Genomic DNA, 16,179 nt, shown 5'->3' with positions numbered 1-16,179 from the left:
GTCAGCGGCGGGTGCCACAGTGGGGGGATGAGCAACGCCAGCGCATGCCCCGCCGCCGGCCGTGACAGCCACTGTCACGGCGGGTTTCGGGCGAGACGGTAGGGGGTGGCATCCGGTCGTGACCGGTATGGGTGTGGAGGTGGGCGTGCAAGCGGCGCGCTCCCGGGCTCTCGCCGTGCTGCGCATACGCAGCAGGGCGCTGGCCGTCGCCCTGCTGCCCGCGGCCGTCGCCGTCGTGCTGCTCGTCGGCGGCCCCACCGGCCATCTCGTCGGCGGAGCCTGGGGGACCGCCCGCTGGGTGGTCTCGGTCCTCGCCGTGCTGGTCCTGCTGGCGGCCGCGGCCATCGCGGTGGTCGTCTCCCGGGCCCGCCCGGCGGTCAGCCCCACGGTCCCGATCGTCGAGAGCTCGGCGCCCGACCTGTACCGGATGGTGCGCGACCTGGCCGACCGGCTCGACGTCCCGGTCCCCTCCGCGATAGCGCTCACCCCCGACTGCGACAGCTGGCTGGAGGACCGCACCCACCCGGCCCAGAACCGCCCCGCGCGGCGCGGCAGCCGCCTCGCGGCACTCAGGGCCCACAGACACGGGCACCGGCGGAGCACCGCGACGCCCGTCCTCGTCATCGGCTCGCCCTTCCTGTGGTGGATGCGGGTGGGGGAGTTGCGAGCGGTCCTCGCCCCGGTCGTCGCGGGCACGGGGCCCTCCGCCCACCCGGACATAGCCGCGGCCCGCCGTTTCGTACGAGGGCTGGACGCGGCCGTGGCCGAGACCTCCGCGCCGGCCCGCGGCCCCCTGGTGCGTACGGTGCTCGGCGTGGCCGGCTGGGTGACCCGCCTGCTCCTGCGCAGCTGCCGCGGTCACGCGGCCGAGATGGAGCGGGGGGTGGCGGCAGCCGCCGCCGAGCGCGCCCAGGCCGTGGACTACGGCCTGCGGATCGTCGCCCAGGAACAGGTGGGGCTCGCGTACGCGGGCTGGGACCGCCTGCTGACCCGAGTCGCCGTGCCCGCCTGGCGCATGGGCCGCTGGCCCTCCCGGCTCGATGCGGGCGTCGTGGCGGCCCTCACCGAACTCTCGCGTCGCGACCGCCTCGCGGAGGGCTTCACCTCCCGGCTCGGCGAGCGCCCCGCCTGCGACCTCCTCGAGGAACCCGGCACGGTCGACGAGGCGGCCTCCCTCCTCGCCGCCCGCCTCTTCCACGGCGGTCCCGCCGAGCGCGGGCCGGACTGGGCCCCGGTGAACTGGCAGGAGTATCCGGAGGAGGTCGTCGACCGCACCTGGCGGACCGACGCGGCCCGCCTCCACCGCGTCCTCGACGCCCAGGGCGTCCGCCCGGCGCAGGGCCCGGCCGCACCCGACCCCGGTCCCACGCTGTCCCGGGTGCTGGACCACATGACGACCGTCCCGGCGGACTCGCCCGCCGTGGCGCCACCTCCGCACGAGGACACCGCTGCCGCCGGTGCCGCCGGTGACATCGGCGACGAGGACGAGGACCCCCTGGGCAACGAGCGGACGGCCGCGCTGGTGGCCGCGCTCAGCGCGGAGATCGCACGGGAGGAGGCGGCGGTCGGGCCTGTCCCCGCCTCCGGCGTGGAGCAGGGCGGTCCCGACAGCGCGCTGTGGGCGGACGGGATGCTTCCCCTCTTCCCGCTCCAGCCGCCGCGTACGGGCCGCGAGCTGCTGGCCGATCACGTCACCGCGATGGTCTGCTGCGCCGCGATGGACACGGCCGGGGCGCTGCCGGGCCTCGACTGGCTCGACGGCCCGGCCCTCCTGGTCGACGGCGAACGCGCCGCCGACCTGGGCCCCCGGGTCCTCGCCCTGATCGAGTCCGGCGACCCGGCCCCGCTCAGGACCTGGCTCCACCGGACAGGCGTCCGCCCGGAGAAACCAGTCCGCCTGGTCTGACCGCGCACGGACGCTCCGGGCCGAGGCGCTCCACCCGCCGAGGCCACGGAACCCCCGCTCCGTTAACACGAATTCGCGACGAACGGTGACGGAGTACGTGCGTTGTGTGATGTGCTGGGGACCGATCGCGCGCACGGCAGGTACCGCAACGCACGGGGGCGCTGAGGAGGGGAGCGGACATGGGGTCGGAACAGATCCGCCGCTGGGAGTCGGGGGCCCTGGCGCACGCCGTGACGGACCCCTTCGGCCAGGGCCCCGTCCCCTGGCTCCGCGGTGACGAGCAGTACTTCGGCGACACGGGCCAGGTCGTCCCCTGGTACATCGACCCCGTGGACGAGCTCGACCACGACCCCGCACCCCCCGGGGGCCCCGCCGCGGCCGTCCCCCGCCCGCGCCGTGCCTCCTCCGGTCCCCGCTCCCGCCCTGCCCCCGGCGGCCCCCGTTCCGCCGACGACGTCCACCGCCAGATCAAGGGCTTCACGTCCACCGGCGCGGCCACCCCGGGCGAGTCCCTCGACTTCCACATCACCGTCGACCCGCCGCAGGAATTCAGCGTCGACATCTACCGCATCGGCCACTACGGCGGAGACGGTGCCTCGAAGATCACCACCAGTCCCCGCCTCTCCGGCATCGTCCAGCCGCCCCCGCTCACCGCCGACCGCACGGTCTCGTGCCACCACTGGTGGCTGTCCTGGCGGTTGCAGATCCCGAGCCACTGGTCGGTCGGCGCGTACGTCGCCGTACTCACCACGGCCGACGGCTACCGCTCCCACGTCCCCTTCACGGTCCGCGACGACCACCCCGCCGATCTGCTGCTCCTGCTCCCCGACATCACGTGGCAGGCGTACAACCTGTACCCGGAGGACGGCCGCACGGGCGCCAGCCTCTACCACGCGTGGGACGAGGACGGCCGGCTCCTCGGCGAGGCCGACGCCGCGACGACGATCTCCTTCGACCGCCCGTACGCCGGCGCCGGCCTGCCCCTCCACGTGGGCCACGCCTACGACTTCATCCGCTGGGCCGAGCGTTACGGCTACGACCTCGCGTACGCCGACGCCCGCGATCTGCACGCCGGCCGGGTCGATCCCACCCGCTACCGGGGTCTGGTCTTCCCCGGCCACGACGAGTACTGGTCGACCGCCATGCGCCGCACCGTGGAGCGCGCCCGCGACCACGGCACGTCGCTGGTCTTCCTCTCCGCCAACACCATGTACTGGCAGGTGGAGTTGGGGCCGTCCCCGTCCGGTGTTCCGGACCGCCTGCTGACCTGCCGCAAGCGCAAGGGGCCGGGAAAGGCGGCGCTGTGGCGCGAGATCGACCGCCCGGAGCAGCAGTTGATCGGCATCCAGTACGCGGGACGGGTCCCGGAGCCCCACCCGCTCGTCGTCCGCAACGCCGACCACTGGCTGTGGGAGGCGACCGGCGCGCACGAGGGGGACGAACTCCCCGGTCTGGTCGCCGGCGAGGCCGACCGTTACTTTCCGCGCACCCCGCTGCCCGAGCACCAGGGCCGGATCCTGCTGGCGCACTCCCCGTACGCGGACAGCGAGGGTGTCACCCGTCACCAGGAGACGTCCGTCTACCGTGCCGAGTCGGGAGCCCTGGTCTTCGCGTCCGGAACGTTCGCCTGGTCGCCGGCCCTGGACCGTCCGGGCCACGTCGACACCCGTGTCCAGCGCGCCACGGCGAACCTCCTGGACCGCATCTGCAAACGGGACTGAATCCCCCACCCCGCACCTTCGCCCGGATCACCCCGGCACCCCCGCCCCCCACCCCCGGCCGGGCCCGCACCGGCACCGCGCGCGCACCGCCCCGCGGCTCCACCGCACACCCGGTGACCGGAGCCGTCCCCCGCATACGGGAGAATCGACCCACCTGGGCCCACCCGTCGCCCACCGCCAGCCTCTTCGGGCCTCGCGGGCGCCCCTTTTCTTCAACCACGGGGAGGAACCGTGTCCGGATTCGTCGACAAGCCCGAGCCCTTGCAGGTGCCGGGCCTGGTGCACCTGCACACCGGCAAGGTGCGCGACCTGTACCAGAACGAGGCGGGCGACCTCGTGATGGTCGCCAGCGACCGCATCTCCGCCTACGACTGGGTGCTGCCGACCGAGATCCCCGACAAGGGCCGCGTCCTCACCCAGCTGTCACTGTGGTGGTTCGACCAGCTCGCCGAGCTGGCCCCCAACCACGTCCTGAGCACCGAGCTGCCGCCCGGCGCGCCCGCCGACTGGGCGGGCCGGACCCTCGTCTGCAAGTCCCTGGAGATGGTCCCGGTCGAGTGCGTCGCGCGCGGCTATCTGACCGGCTCGGGCCTCGTCGAGTACGACGAGTCGCGCACCGTCTGCGGTCTCGCTCTCCCCGAGGGTCTCGTCGACGGCTCGGAGCTTCCCGCCCCGATCTTCACCCCGGCCACCAAGGCGGCGGTCGGCGAGCACGACGAGAACGTCTCCTACGAGGAGGTCGCCCGTCAGGTCGGCGCCGAGACGGCGGCCCGGCTGCGCCAGACGACGATCGCCGTCTACGGCCGCGCCCGCGACATCGCCCGTGACCGCGGCATCATCCTGGCGGACACGAAGTTCGAGTTCGGCTTCGAGGGGGAGACGCTCGTCCTCGCCGACGAGGTGCTCACCCCCGACTCCTCCCGCTTCTGGCCGGCCGAGGAGTGGGAGCCGGGCCGCGCCCAGCCGTCGTACGACAAGCAGTTCGTCCGTGACTGGCTGACCTCGCCGGAGTCCGGCTGGGACCGCGGGAGCGAGCAGCCCCCGCCCGCGCTGCCCGCCCACGTGGTGGACGCGACCCGCGCCAAGTACATCGAGGCGTTCGAGCGGCTGACCGGTACGAGCTGGTCCTGAACCACGAAGAAGCCCCCGGCCGAGGCCGGGGGCTTCTTCTTCTGTGGAGCGAACGACGAGGTTCGAACTCGCGACCTCAACCTTGGCAAGGTTGCGCTCTACCAACTGAGCTACGTTCGCACTGCTGCGCCGTGGCGCGACACCTACTATACCCAACCTTTTCGGTGCCCGGGACGCACCAGGAGGCCGCACCCGAAGATGCACCGGGACGCGCCGGGGGACGCGCCGACGGCGGCACCGGGCGGCCAGGTTCCGGTCCCATCGCACAGCAAAAAGCCCCGGTCATCGACCGGGGCCTTCTCTCTGGAGCGAACGACGAGGTTCGAACTCGCGACCTCAACCTTGGCAAGGTTGCGCTCTACCAACTGAGCTACGTTCGCATTGCCTCCGACCGGCTCTCACCGATCGGCGCGAGCACCACCTTACCTGATCCACAAGAGTGGTAGGTAAGCGATGCGGAGCGGGTGACAGGAATTGCACACTGCGCCTTCCCCCTGGAAGGGGGATGTTCTACTACTGAACTACACCCGCACGACCTCGTGGGCTGCGGCTTTTCGGCCTTGCCCCTCGGCGTGCTCCAGACTCTAGCTGATCAGCAGGGGGGCAGCGCAAGTCGGCTGCCCCCGGGGCCCGCTGACGGGCCCTTGTCAGCCCCGCGCCGTCCGAGTCCCTCGAAAGAGGGACGCCGGGACGGGGAGCCGGACCCGGCGGCGGCCCGGCTCAGTGCGCCTCGGCGAACGCGTCGTAGACCTTCTTGGGGATCCGGCCGCGCGGCGGCACGTCCAGCTTGTTGGACCGGGCCCAGGCGCGGACGGCGGCGGGGTCCGGGGTCAGTGCCGTGTGCGTGTACGCCTTGCCGGACCGCGCCCGCTTGCGGCCGGCCTCGACGTAGGGGGCGAGCGCCTTACGCAGTTTCTTGGCATTGGCTCGATTGAGGTCGATCTCGTACGACTTGCCGTCCAGCCCGAAGGCGATCGTCTCCGCCGCTTCCGAGCCGTCGATGTCGTCGGAGAGAGTGACCACGACACGCTGCGCCACGAATATCGGTCCCTTCGTGCGACACCTCCGCGCTCACGCGCCATGACTTGCACGGACGGGTGAAGTACGCGGAGAGATGTCGACTGTCCGGCTGTTATTGGGCAAAGTATCGGCTAATGCGTTTTCCTTTGTACAGGGCCCGGCATTGCATTGTGAAGCCCGGCTAAATCCCTGCGCGTGTCCAGCGGCAAAGAGGCGCCATCGGTCTTCTGCGGTTTTCCCAGGATTTTCCCTGGCCGGCCTCGCGTCGATGCGGGATCGTGATCGGGCTCACGTAGGATTCTACGAATCTACGCGAGTAGAAATTTCGTACGGGTAGTCTGAAGGGACCTGCTCAGCACCACACACCGGGAGTGCCAGTGGCACGCGTCGTAGTCGACGTCATGCTCAAGCCGGAGATCCTCGACCCCCAGGGCCAGGCGGTGCAGCGTGCACTGCCGCGCCTCGGTTTCGACGGTGTCTCCGACGTACGTCAGGGAAAGCGTTTCGAACTCGAAGTGGACGGACCGGTGGACGACGCCGCACTCGCCCGCATCCGTGAACTGGCGGAATCCTTCCTCGCCAACACCGTGATCGAGGACTTCACCGTGAAGGTGGAGGAAGAGAAGTGACCGCTCGTATTGGAGTCGTCACCTTTCCCGGCAGCCTCGACGACCGGGACACACAGCGTGCGATCCGTCTCGCCGGTGCCGAGCCCGTCGCGCTCTGGCACAAGGACAAGGACCTCAAGCAGGTCGACGCCGTGGTGCTGTGCGGCGGTTTCTCCTACGGCGACTACCTGCGGGCCGGCGCCATCGCGCGCTTCTCGCCGGTGATGGAGCCGCTGATCGAGCAGGCGAAGTCGGGAATGCCGGTCCTCGGCATCTGCAACGGCTTCCAGATCCTCACCGAGGCCCACCTGCTGCCCGGTGCGATGCTCGGCAACGACCACCTGCACTTCATCTGCCGCGACCAGAAGCTTCGGGTGGAGAACGCGGACACCTCCTGGACCACGGACTTCGAGGCCGGCCAGGAGATCCACATCCCGCTGAAGAACATGGACGGGCGGTACGTCGCGGACGAGCGCACGCTCGACCAGCTGGAGGCCGAGGGCCGGGTCGCGTTCCGCTACGTGGCCCGCGACGGAGCCGTGGACGAGCACTACAACCCCAACGGTTCGCTGCGGGACATCGCCGGGATCACGAACGAGGCCGGGAACGTGGTCGGCCTCATGCCGCACCCCGAGCACGCCGTCGAGCCGCTCATCGGCAGCGGCCGCACCGACGGCCTCCCCTTCTTCACCTCGATCCTCAAGAAGCTGGTCACCGCATGAGCCGCACGCCTCTGGACACGGTCGAGCACGCGGCCGCCACCCCTGACGTCGAGCTGCCCTGGGCCGAACTGGGCCTGAAGAAGGACGAGTACGAGCGGGTCGTCGAGATCCTCGGCCGCCGGCCCACCGGGGCCGAGCTCGCCATGTACTCCGTCATGTGGTCCGAGCACTGTTCGTACAAGTCATCCAAGGTCCACCTGCGCCAGTTCGGCGAGAAGGCCCCGCAGTCCGACGCGCTGCTCGTCGGCATCGGCGAGAACGCCGGCGTCGTCGACGTCGGCCAGGGCTACGCGGTCACCTTCAAGGTCGAGTCGCACAACCACCCCTCGTACGTCGAGCCCTACCAGGGCGCGGCCACGGGCGTCGGCGGCATCGTCCGCGACATCATCGCGATGGGTGCCCGCCCGGTCGCCGTCGTGGACCCGCTGCGCTTCGGCGCGGCCGACCACCCCGACACCAAGCGCGTCCTGCCCGGCGTCGTCGCCGGCATCGGCGGCTACGGCAACTGCCTGGGCCTGCCGAACATCGGCGGCGAGGTCGTCTTCGACGCCTGCTACCAGGGCAACCCGCTGGTCAACGCCGGTGCCATCGGCGTCATGAAGCACGAGGACATCCACCTCGCGAAGGCGTCCGGCGCCGGCAACAAGGTCATCCTCTACGGGGCCCGCACCGGTGGCGACGGCATCGGCGGCGCCTCGATCCTCGCCTCGGAGACCTTCGACGACGCCAAGCCCTCGAAGCGTCCCGCCGTCCAGGTCGGCGACCCCTTCCAGGAGAAGCTCCTCATCGAGTGCACCCTGGAGGCCTTCGCCGAGAAGCTTGTCGTCGGCATCCAGGACCTGGGCGCGGCCGGCCTGTCGTGCGCGACCAGCGAGCTCGCCTCGAACGGCTCCGGCGGCATGCGCGTCACCCTCGACGACGTACCGCTGCGCGACTCCACGCTCTCGCCCGAGGAGATCCTCATGAGCGAGTCGCAGGAGCGCATGTGCGCGGTCGTGGAGCCGGCGAAGGTCGACCGGTTCCTGGAGATCTGCGACAAGTGGGACGTCATCGCGACCGTCATCGGTGAGGTGACCGACGGCGACCGCCTGGAGATCTACTGGCACGGCGGCAAGATCGTCGACGTCGACCCGCGCACGGTCGCGCACGACGGCCCGGTCTACGAGCGCCCGTACGCCCGTCCCGACTGGCAGGACGCCCTCCAGGCCGACGACGCGAACAAGCTGCCGCGGCCGGCCACCTCGGACGAGCTGAAGGACCAGGTCCTCGCGCTCGTCTCCTCCCCGAACCAGGCCTCCAAGTCCTGGATCACCTCCCAGTACGACCACTTCGTGCAGGGCAACACGGTGCTGGCGCAGCCCGAGGACTCGGGCATGATCCGCATCGACGAGGAGAGCGGGCTCGGCGTCGCCATCGCCACGGACGGCAACGGCCGCTTCGCCAAGCTCGACCCGTACACGGGCGCGCAGCTCGCGCTCGCCGAGGCGTACCGCAACGTCGCAACGACCGGTGCCAGGCCGCTGGCCGTCTCCGACTGCCTGAACTTCGGCTCGCCCGAGGACCCGGCCGTCATGTGGCAGTTCGCGGAGGCCGTCCGCGGGCTCGCCGACGGCTGCCTGCAGCTGGGCACTCCGGTGACCGGCGGCAACGTCTCGCTGTACAACCAGACCGGCGAGGCCGCCATCCACCCGACTCCGGTCGTGGCCGTGCTCGGCGTCATCGACGACGTCGCCCGCCGCACGCCGGCCGCCTTCCGGGAAGAGGGCCAGCTCCTCTACCTGCTCGGTGACACCCGTGAGGAGTTCGGCGGTTCGGCCTGGTCGCAGGTCGTCCACGACCACCTGGGCGGTATGCCGCCGCAGGTCGACCTGGAGCGCGAGCGGCTGCTCGCCGAGATCCTCATCTCGGCGTCCCGCGACGGCATGATCGACTCCGCGCACGACCTGTCCGACGGCGGTCTGATCCAGGCCGTGGTCGAGTCGGCCCTGCTGGGCGGCAAGGGTGCCCGGCTGATCGTGCCCGACGGTCTCGACGCGTTCACGCTCCTGTTCTCGGAGTCGGCGGGCCGCGCGGTCGTCGCCGTCCCGCGCTCGGAAGAGCTCCGCTTCAACGACATGTGCGGTGCGCGGGGTCTGCCCGTCACCCGGATCGGTGTCGTCGACGGGGACACGGTCGAGGTCCAGGGCGAGTTCGCCCTCTCCCTGGACGAGCTGCGCGTGGCGCACGAGGGGACGATCCCCGCGCTGCTGGCGTAGGCCTCCCTGTGCCGCCCGCGGCGGTACGCGTGCGAGGGCCCCGTCCGGACCGTCCCGGGCGGGGCTCTCGGCTTCCCGTGGGGAGTCCGGGCAGGCCGCAGGAGTCCGGCCGGGACCCGAGGACGGTGTGGAAACCCCGGTCGGCGCGTCGGCCCGGGATCTAGGCTGAGGATCATGCCACCGGCCAGGAAACGCACCCGCACGTACGACTCCGCCAAGATCCGCGCCGCCGTGTCCGCGCAGTTCCATCACGTGCGGGAGGCCGTGCGCGCCCTCGACGCCGAGCAGCTGGCGCGGCCCTCGGGCCTCGGTGACTGGACCGTGCGCGACCTGGCCGCGCACCTCACCATGACCGTGGAGGCGGTCAGCCTCGCCCTGGACCGGGACGAGCCGGCCAAGGCGGAACTCTCCCTGACCGACATGCTGTTCGCGAGCGCCGGCTACGCGGAGGCCATCGCCGACGGCGTCCGGCAGCTCGCCGCCCGCACCCCGGACCTGGACGCGCTGTTCGCCCGTACCGAGGAACGCCTCGCCGAGCGCCTGGCCGCGGCCCCCGGGAACCGCGTCATCGACATGCGCGCGGGCGCCATGACCCTCGCCGACTTCCTGGTCACCCGGACCGTCGAACTCGTCGTGCACACCGACGACCTCAACCGCGCCCTGCCCGGCCTCGACGTCCCCTGCGACCGTCAGGCGCTCGCCGCGTGCACCCGGCTGCTCGCCGACGCCCTCGCGGTGAAGGCCCCCGGCGCCTCGACGGAGGTCCGCGTCCCGCCGTACGCCGTCGTGCAGTGCGTGCCGGGACCGCGGCACACCCGAGGCACCCCGCCGAACGTCGTGGAGACCGACCCGCTGACGTGGGTCAGGCTCGCGACGGGCCGGATCACCTGGCGGGACGCAGTGGACGGGGCCGCGGTCAGCGCGAGCGGGGAGCGCGCGGACCTGTCGGGGCTGCTGCCGCTGATGAAGTGAGCGGCAGCGCAGGGGATGCCGTCCGCGCCGGACATATCACCCTCGGAGCCCCCGTCACCACCAGATTGATGTGCGACGGCTCACTCACTGACGCCGGACAGAGCCCCCACACGCCCCCCGGCGGGCCGACAGGGCGCCGCGCCGGTCTCCGCACACCGGCTTTGACCTGCGTAAACGGCACAGGCGTGGCGACCGTGGCCGACGTGTGACGTCCGGTGACCCGCCGTACCCAATTCGGACCAGTACTCGATCTCGCCTACACTCGGAGGCGTGCCACGTGGTGACGGTCGACTCAATCATGATCTGCTCCCCGGTGAGAAAGGCCCCCAGGACGCTTGCGGCGTCTTCGGTGTCTGGGCTCCGGGCGAAGAGGTCGCCAAGCTCACTTACTTCGGGCTCTACGCCCTTCAGCATCGAGGTCAGGAATCCGCGGGGATCGCGGTCAGCAACGGCTCGCAGATCCTCGTCTTCAAGGACATGGGCCTCGTGTCCCAGGTCTTCGACGAGACCTCACTCGGTTCCCTCCGGGGTCACATCGCGGTCGGTCACGCCCGCTACTCGACCACCGGAGCCTCCGTCTGGGAGAACGCCCAGCCGACGTTCCGTGCCACCGCGCACGGCTCGATCGCGCTCGGTCACAACGGCAACCTGGTCAACACGGCGCAGCTCGCCGAGATGGTCGCCGACCTCCCCGAGCAGGAGGGCCGGACCACCCGCGTCGCGGCCACCAACGACACCGACCTCCTCACGGCGCTCCTCGCGGCCCAGGTGGACGACGACGGCAAGCCGCTGACCATCGAGGAGGCCTCCGCCAGGATCCTCCCGCAGGTCCGGGGCGCCTTCAGTCTCGTCTTCATGGACGAGCACACGCTGTACGCGGCCCGCGACCCGCAGGGCATCCGCCCGCTGGTCCTCGGCCGGCTGGAGCGCGGCTGGGTGGTCGCCTCCGAGTCCGCCGCCCTCGACATCTGCGGCGCCGCCTATGTCCGCGAGATCGAGCCGGGCGAGTTCGTCGCCATCGACGAGAACGGCCTGCGCACCTCGCGATTCGCTGAGGCAAAGCCCAAGGGCTGCGTCTTCGAGTACGTCTATCTGGCGCGTCCCGACACGGACATCGCCGGCCGGAACGTGTATCTCTCGCGGGTCGAGATGGGCCGGAAACTCGCCAAGGAAGCTCCCGTCGAAGCCGATCTGGTCATAGCGACCCCGGAGTCCGGGACACCCGCCGCGATCGGTTACGCGGAGGCCTCCGGCATCCCGTTCGGCGCGGGTCTCGTGAAGAACGCGTACGTCGGCCGGACCTTCATCCAGCCCTCGCAGACGATCCGCCAGCTCGGCATCCGTCTGAAGCTGAATCCGCTCAAGGAAGTCATCAAGGGCAAGCGCCTGGTCGTCGTGGATGACTCGATCGTGCGCGGCAACACCCAGCGCGCCCTGGTCCGCATGCTCCGTGAGGCGGGCGCCGCCGAGGTGCACATCCGGATCTCCTCGCCGCCGGTCAAGTGGCCCTGCTTCTTCGGCATCGACTTCGCCACCCGCGCGGAACTGATCGCCAACGGCATGTCGATCGACGAGATCGGCACGTCGCTGGGCGCCGACTCCCTCTCGTACATCTCCCTCGACGGCATGATCGAGGCGACCACGATCGCCAAGCCGAACCTGTGCCGCGCCTGCTTCGACGGCGAGTACCCGATGGATCTGCCCGACCCGGAACTGCTGGGCAAGCAGCTTCTGGAGACCGAGCTCGCGGCGGGTCCCGCCGCGACGGCCGCGGCCGACGCGATCCGTCGCCCGTAAGACTCCGCAGCACTACAGCTGTACGACACGAAAGTTCTCACAGCCATGTCTGAGACCACAGGTGCCAGCTACGCAGCCGCGGGCGTCGACATCGAGGCGGGCGACCGCGCCGTCGAACTCATGAAGGAGTGGGTGAAGAAGACGCAGCGTCCCGAGGTCCTCGGCGGCCTCGGCGGTTTCGCCGGCCTCTTCGACGCCTCCGCCCTCAAGCGCTTCGAGCGCCCGCTGCTCGCCTCCGCCACGGACGGGGTCGGCACGAAGGTCGACCTCGCCCGGCAGCTCGGCGTGTACGACACCATCGGCCACGACCTGGTGGCGATGGTCATGGACGACATCGTGGTGTGCGGCGCCGAGCCGCTCTTCATGACCGACTACATCTGCGTCGGCAAGGTCCACCCCGAGCGGGTCGCCGCCATCGTGAAGGGCATCGCCGAGGGCTGTGTCCTCGCCGGCTGCGCTCTGGTGGGCGGCGAGACGGCCGAGCACCCGGGTCTGCTCGGCCCGGACGACTTCGACGTCGCAGGCGCGGGCACCGGCGTGGTCGAGGCCGACCGACTCCTCGGCGCGGACCGCATCCGCGAGGGCGACGCGGTGATCGCCATGGCGTCCTCCGGCCTTCACTCGAACGGGTACTCGCTGGTCCGGCACGTGCTCTTCGACCGGGGGAACCTGAGCCTCGACCAGCGGATCGAGGAGTTCGGCCGGACGCTCGGCGAAGAGCTGCTGGAGCCCACCAAGATCTACTCGCTGGACTGCCTGGCCCTCACCCGCACCACCGAGGTGCACGCCTTCTCCCACGTCACGGGCGGTGGACTCGCGGCCAACCTGGCGCGGGTCGTGCCCGACGGCCTGCACGCGATCGTGGACCGCGAGACCTGGACCCCTGCCCCGGTCTTCGACCTGGTCGGCCGGACGGGCCAGGTGGAGCGGCTGGAGCTGGAGAAGACGCTGAACATGGGCGTCGGCATGATCGCGGTCGTTCCCGGCGAGTCGGCGGACGTCGCGCTCGCCACCCTCGCCGACCGGGGTGTGGACGCCTGGATCGCCGGCGAGATCACCGACCGCGGCGAGCACCCGACGGGTGCGGCGCTCGTGGGTGACTACGCGAGCTGAGACAGGCCGGGACAGCACTCAACCCGGTCCGGCGCTGATGCCCCGGACCGGGTTGAGATGCAGTGCTACGAGTTCCTACGAATGCCCCGGAACCTGCTGAGACCGCTGCAAGCGCTAGGCGCCACGACGGTGCGACTGGGGTCCGGACTGGTCGTCCTCGTCCTCGTCGTCGTCGTTGTAGAGATCCGCGTACTGGGCGTACGGGTCGTCTTCCTCGTCCTCGTCCTCGAACGGCTCGCCGTTAGGCGGCTGGCTCGAAGTCGAAGCGCCCAGCTCATTGGCCAGACGCGACAGGTCAGTCCCGCCGCTGTTGTACTTCAGCTGGCGGGCGACCTTCGTCTGCTTGGCCTTGGCCCGGCCGCGCCCCATGGCTCGACCCCCTCGGTGACGGGGCTCGACGGCCCCAGAGTCTTGACACGCGTTCATGTTCTGGAACGGGCTCTCCGTGGAGAGACCGGTCCGTAGGGCTTCCACGGTACCTGAGCCCGCGGCCATACGGTACGTCGCCCGCAGGACGCGCCTTCGCCCAGAACCCGCGAGGTGCCCTTTCCCCGCTGGTCAACGGCGATTTTAACCTCTTCTCGGCGCACGACCCGCCGACGGACGTGAGAGTTCTCTCGAAGTACGCGTCGGCGGGTCCCTGACAAGAGGGTCCGCGGTCAGCGGCCGCGTGCCTCGGCGATGCGCTGCTCGGCGATCCGGTCGGCCGCCGCAGCCGGCGGAATACCGTCCGACTTCGCACGTGCGAATATCCCGAGCGTGGTGTCGAAGATTTTCGTCGCCTTGGCCTTGCACCGGTCGAAGTCGAAGCCGTGGAGCTCGTCGGCCACCTGGATGACCCCGCCGGCGTTCACCACGTAGTCGGGGGCGTAGAGGATCCCGCGGTCCGCGAGGTCCTTCTCCACTCCCGGGTGCGCGAGCTGGTTGTTGGCGGCTCCGCAGACCACCTGCGCGGTGAGCGCCGGCACGGACTCGTCGTTCAGTGCGCCGCCCAGCGCGCACGGGGCGTAGACGTCGAGCCCCTCGACGCGGATCAGTGCCTCGGTGTCCGCGACGGCCCGCACGGAGGGGTGCCGCTCGACGATCCGGCGCACCGCGTCCTGGCGCACGTCCGTGATCACGACCTGCGCCCCGTCGTCGAGCAGGTGCTCCACCAGGTAGTGGCCGACCTTGCCGACGCCGGCGACGCCGACCGTGCGCCCGCGCAGCGTCGGGTCGCCCCACAGGTGCTGGGCGCTGGCCCGCATGCCCTGGAAGACACCGAACGCCGTGAGCACGGAGGAGTCGCCCGCGCCGCCGTTCTCCGGGGAGCGCCCGGTGGTCCAGCGGCACTCGCGCGCCACGACGTCCATGTCGGCGACGTACGTGCCGACGTCGCACGCGGTGACGTACCGGCCGCCGAGGGAGGCGACGAAACGGCCGTACGCGAGGAGGAGGTCCTCCGTCTTGATCCGCTCGGGGTCACCGATGATGACGGCCTTGCCGCCGCCGTGGTCGAGACCGGCCATGGCGTTCTTGTACGACATCCCGCGCGAGAGGTTCAGGGCGTCGGCGACGGCCTCCGCCTCGCTCGCGTAGGGGTAGAAGCGCGTGCCGCCCAGGGCGGGGCCCAGGGCGGTGGAGTGGATGGCGATGACGGCCTTGAGGCCGCTGGCCCGGTCCTGACAGAGCACGACTTGCTCGTGACCCCCCTGATCCGACTGGAACAGGGTGTGCAGGACGCCGTTGGTTACGTCGGTCACGGTGGTGACTCCCAGCTACGAAGCGGCGGTTGGAGGCGGTGCCCGTGCGGGTGGCGGGCTCCCGCTGGCACGAGGTTAGAGCCTGCGCCCGGCCGTCATCCGCGCAGTGTTCAGGATCACCCTCTCCCGGAGTACGTTCCCTCACGGCCGTGGGACGATTTGAGTGTTTTCCGGGTCGCTCGCGCGCGGGTCGAGCGGCTTTCGCGCCCGGGTTTCGCGTCCGGTCCGTTGGGGAGGGAGCAGGCGTGCCCAAGGTGTCCTCGGTGATCGTCCCGTACACGTCCTATCTGCGGGTGTACGAACCCCTGGCTGCCTTCCCCGAGCCGGAGCGCGGCCACTGGGCCGGTTACGCCCGGCGCCCCGAGCATCCGTCCTACCAGGACGAACTGCGCCGTTCCCTGGCCGACTTGCTGCCCGTCCCGCCCGTCCCCGTGCCCGTGCACGAGAGCGGCGACGCGTTCGTGGCGGAGGTCGACGGCGTGCTCTGCGTCTGTCCCTGGCGCACGCGGCTGCGCGGCTGGCAGGCCCTGGGCGACCTGGCCGAGGAGTTTCCGGCCCCGGTCCTGGACGCGCTCCTGCCCCCGCTCGTACGCCGTCAGGCCGCGCAGGACTACGAGCGCTGGCTCGCCCGCAACCCCGACGCCCGTCCGTGGATCCGCACCTCGACCTGGCAGGTGCCGCTGAACTGGTTCGTGCTGTTCTCCGACGAGGAGCGGGAGTACGAGGAGGGGCCGGGGGAGCCGGGGCGGGACGCGCCGCTGCTGCGCTACCGGACGCCGATGGTGCAGGCGCGGCGGCGGGTGGCGCGGGCGCTGCGGACCCTGAAGGACACCATCGACGAGGGGCCGCTGATCGACGGCCTGCTGGACGTCGGCCGCTGGCTGGAGGAGTTCCACCCCCGTTCGCTCGTCGAGCTGGACTACGGGGGTCTCGTGCACGTCCTGCCGGCCGGGGAGCTGGCGGGGGACCACTCGGCGGCGGACGTCGCCGAGGGCATCGAGGCGCTGCGGACCGGGGACGGGGCGACCGCCGGCGAGGCGTACGGCCGGCTCGTGGAGCGCTGGCGCGCGGTCCGGGACCGGCGCTCGGCGAACTGAGGGGCTGACAGAAGGCCGCCGCCGTGGTGGACTGACCACCCTTGGCCAAGGGTTCACTACGGGCCCCCGGTCCCGGCTGACGCAGCGGAGTCCTT

At 71.2% G+C, this 16,179-nt stretch carries 13 protein-coding genes and 3 tRNA genes; 10 read left to right on the top strand and 6 right to left on the bottom strand.

The window, feature by feature from the left end; genetic code table 11:
• Nucleotides 1-127: 127 nt before the first annotated feature.
• From ACFYP4_RS12625 to ACFYP4_RS12615, 3 genes are all read left to right on the top strand, one after another.
• A complete protein-coding gene (locus ACFYP4_RS12625; protein WP_388785677.1) occupies nt 128-1,906 on the top strand; it encodes a hypothetical protein in 1,779 nt (592 codons plus the stop codon).
• A 179-nt stretch (nt 1,907-2,085) separates the two neighbouring features.
• Nucleotides 2,086-3,627 (top strand): N,N-dimethylformamidase beta subunit family domain-containing protein, encoded by a 1,542-nt coding sequence (locus ACFYP4_RS12620; RefSeq protein WP_358852602.1) that lies wholly within the window; start codon nt 2,086-2,088, stop codon nt 3,625-3,627.
• Nucleotides 3,628-3,858: 231 nt separating this feature from the next.
• Complete coding sequence (locus tag ACFYP4_RS12615) at nt 3,859-4,758, top strand: phosphoribosylaminoimidazolesuccinocarboxamide synthase (protein WP_358852603.1); 900 nt, start codon at nt 3,859-3,861, stop codon at nt 4,756-4,758.
• 44 nt (nt 4,759-4,802) lie between these two features.
• Here the strand turns inward: ACFYP4_RS12615 and ACFYP4_RS12610 are convergent.
• From ACFYP4_RS12610 to ACFYP4_RS12595, 4 genes are all read right to left on the bottom strand, one after another.
• Nucleotides 4,803-4,878, bottom strand: a tRNA-Gly gene (locus ACFYP4_RS12610).
• Nucleotides 4,879-5,062: 184 nt separating this feature from the next.
• A tRNA-Gly gene (locus ACFYP4_RS12605) sits at nt 5,063-5,138 on the bottom strand.
• A gap of 79 nt (nt 5,139-5,217) precedes the next feature.
• Nucleotides 5,218-5,289: transfer RNA gene (locus ACFYP4_RS12600), tRNA-Gly, on the bottom strand.
• A 189-nt stretch (nt 5,290-5,478) separates the two neighbouring features.
• Nucleotides 5,479-5,796, bottom strand: a complete 318-nt coding sequence (locus tag ACFYP4_RS12595; RefSeq protein WP_358852604.1) for an Lsr2 family protein — start codon at nt 5,794-5,796, stop codon at nt 5,479-5,481.
• Between the two features lie 359 nt (nt 5,797-6,155).
• Here ACFYP4_RS12595 and purS point away from each other — a divergent pair, with 359 nt between their 5' ends.
• The 6 genes from purS to purM all read left to right on the top strand — a co-directional run bounded on the left by purS (nt 6,156) and on the right by purM (nt 13,245).
• Nucleotides 6,156-6,407, top strand: coding sequence for a phosphoribosylformylglycinamidine synthase subunit PurS (gene purS / locus ACFYP4_RS12590; RefSeq protein ID WP_358852605.1), 252 nt, complete (start codon nt 6,156-6,158; stop codon nt 6,405-6,407).
• Entirely contained in the window at nt 6,404-7,108 is a 705-nt protein-coding gene (purQ, locus tag ACFYP4_RS12585; RefSeq protein ID WP_358852606.1) for a phosphoribosylformylglycinamidine synthase subunit PurQ, read from the top strand. Before purS ends, purQ begins: the two co-directional genes overlap by 4 nt.
• Entirely contained in the window at nt 7,105-9,363 is a 2,259-nt protein-coding gene (gene purL, locus ACFYP4_RS12580) for a phosphoribosylformylglycinamidine synthase subunit PurL (RefSeq protein ID WP_358852607.1), read from the top strand. The genes purQ and purL overlap by 4 nt, the downstream gene beginning before the upstream one ends.
• Before the next feature lie 174 nt (nt 9,364-9,537).
• Entirely contained in the window at nt 9,538-10,335 is a 798-nt protein-coding gene (locus ACFYP4_RS12575) for a sterol carrier family protein (protein ID WP_358852608.1), read from the top strand.
• 270 nt (nt 10,336-10,605) lie between these two features.
• The gene (gene purF, locus ACFYP4_RS12570; protein ID WP_388785121.1) at nt 10,606-12,132 is read left to right on the top strand and encodes an amidophosphoribosyltransferase; all 1,527 of its coding nucleotides are present in this window, start codon (nt 10,606-10,608) and stop codon (nt 12,130-12,132) included.
• Between the two features lie 45 nt (nt 12,133-12,177).
• Entirely contained in the window at nt 12,178-13,245 is a 1,068-nt protein-coding gene (purM, locus tag ACFYP4_RS12565; RefSeq protein WP_358852610.1) for a phosphoribosylformylglycinamidine cyclo-ligase, read from the top strand.
• Between the two features lie 114 nt (nt 13,246-13,359).
• On the opposite strand, the gene ACFYP4_RS12560 is transcribed toward purM, so the two are convergent.
• Together ACFYP4_RS12560 and ACFYP4_RS12555 are read right to left on the bottom strand one after the other, a co-directional pair.
• Nucleotides 13,360-13,614 (bottom strand): DUF3073 domain-containing protein, encoded by a 255-nt coding sequence (locus ACFYP4_RS12560; protein ID WP_358852611.1) that lies wholly within the window; start codon nt 13,612-13,614, stop codon nt 13,360-13,362.
• 290 nt (nt 13,615-13,904) lie between these two features.
• Nucleotides 13,905-14,987, bottom strand: coding sequence for a Glu/Leu/Phe/Val dehydrogenase dimerization domain-containing protein (locus ACFYP4_RS12555; RefSeq protein ID WP_358852612.1), 1,083 nt, complete (start codon nt 14,985-14,987; stop codon nt 13,905-13,907).
• Nucleotides 14,988-15,232: 245 nt separating this feature from the next.
• Here ACFYP4_RS12555 and ACFYP4_RS12550 point away from each other — a divergent pair, with 245 nt between their 5' ends.
• Nucleotides 15,233-16,084, top strand: a complete 852-nt coding sequence (locus tag ACFYP4_RS12550) for a hypothetical protein (RefSeq protein ID WP_388785118.1) — start codon at nt 15,233-15,235, stop codon at nt 16,082-16,084.
• The last annotated feature ends 95 nt before the right edge of the window (nt 16,085-16,179 follow it).

The sequence above is a fragment of the Streptomyces sp. NPDC005551 genome (genome assembly GCF_042871785.1).
Taxonomy (GTDB): Bacteria; Actinomycetota; Actinomycetes; order Streptomycetales; family Streptomycetaceae; genus Streptomyces.
The sequence above is the reverse complement of the archived record's forward strand: the minus strand, read 5'-3'. Positions and strand labels throughout refer to the sequence as shown.

What these genes read in the sequence shown, in the direction of transcription:
- purM (WP_358852610.1), top strand. Translation starts at nt 12,178, where the DNA reads ATGTCTGAGACCACAGGTGCCAGCTACGCAGCCGCGGGCGTCGACATC.
- ACFYP4_RS12560 (WP_358852611.1), bottom strand. Translation starts at nt 13,614, where the DNA reads ATGGGGCGCGGCCGGGCCAAGGCCAAGCAGACGAAGGTCGCCCGCCAG.
- ACFYP4_RS12575 (WP_358852608.1), top strand. Translation starts at nt 9,538, where the DNA reads ATGCCACCGGCCAGGAAACGCACCCGCACGTACGACTCCGCCAAGATC.
- purL (WP_358852607.1), top strand. Translation starts at nt 7,105, where the DNA reads ATGAGCCGCACGCCTCTGGACACGGTCGAGCACGCGGCCGCCACCCCT.
- ACFYP4_RS12620 (WP_358852602.1), top strand. Translation starts at nt 2,086, where the DNA reads ATGGGGTCGGAACAGATCCGCCGCTGGGAGTCGGGGGCCCTGGCGCAC.
- ACFYP4_RS12625 (WP_388785677.1), top strand. Translation starts at nt 128, where the DNA reads ATGGGTGTGGAGGTGGGCGTGCAAGCGGCGCGCTCCCGGGCTCTCGCC.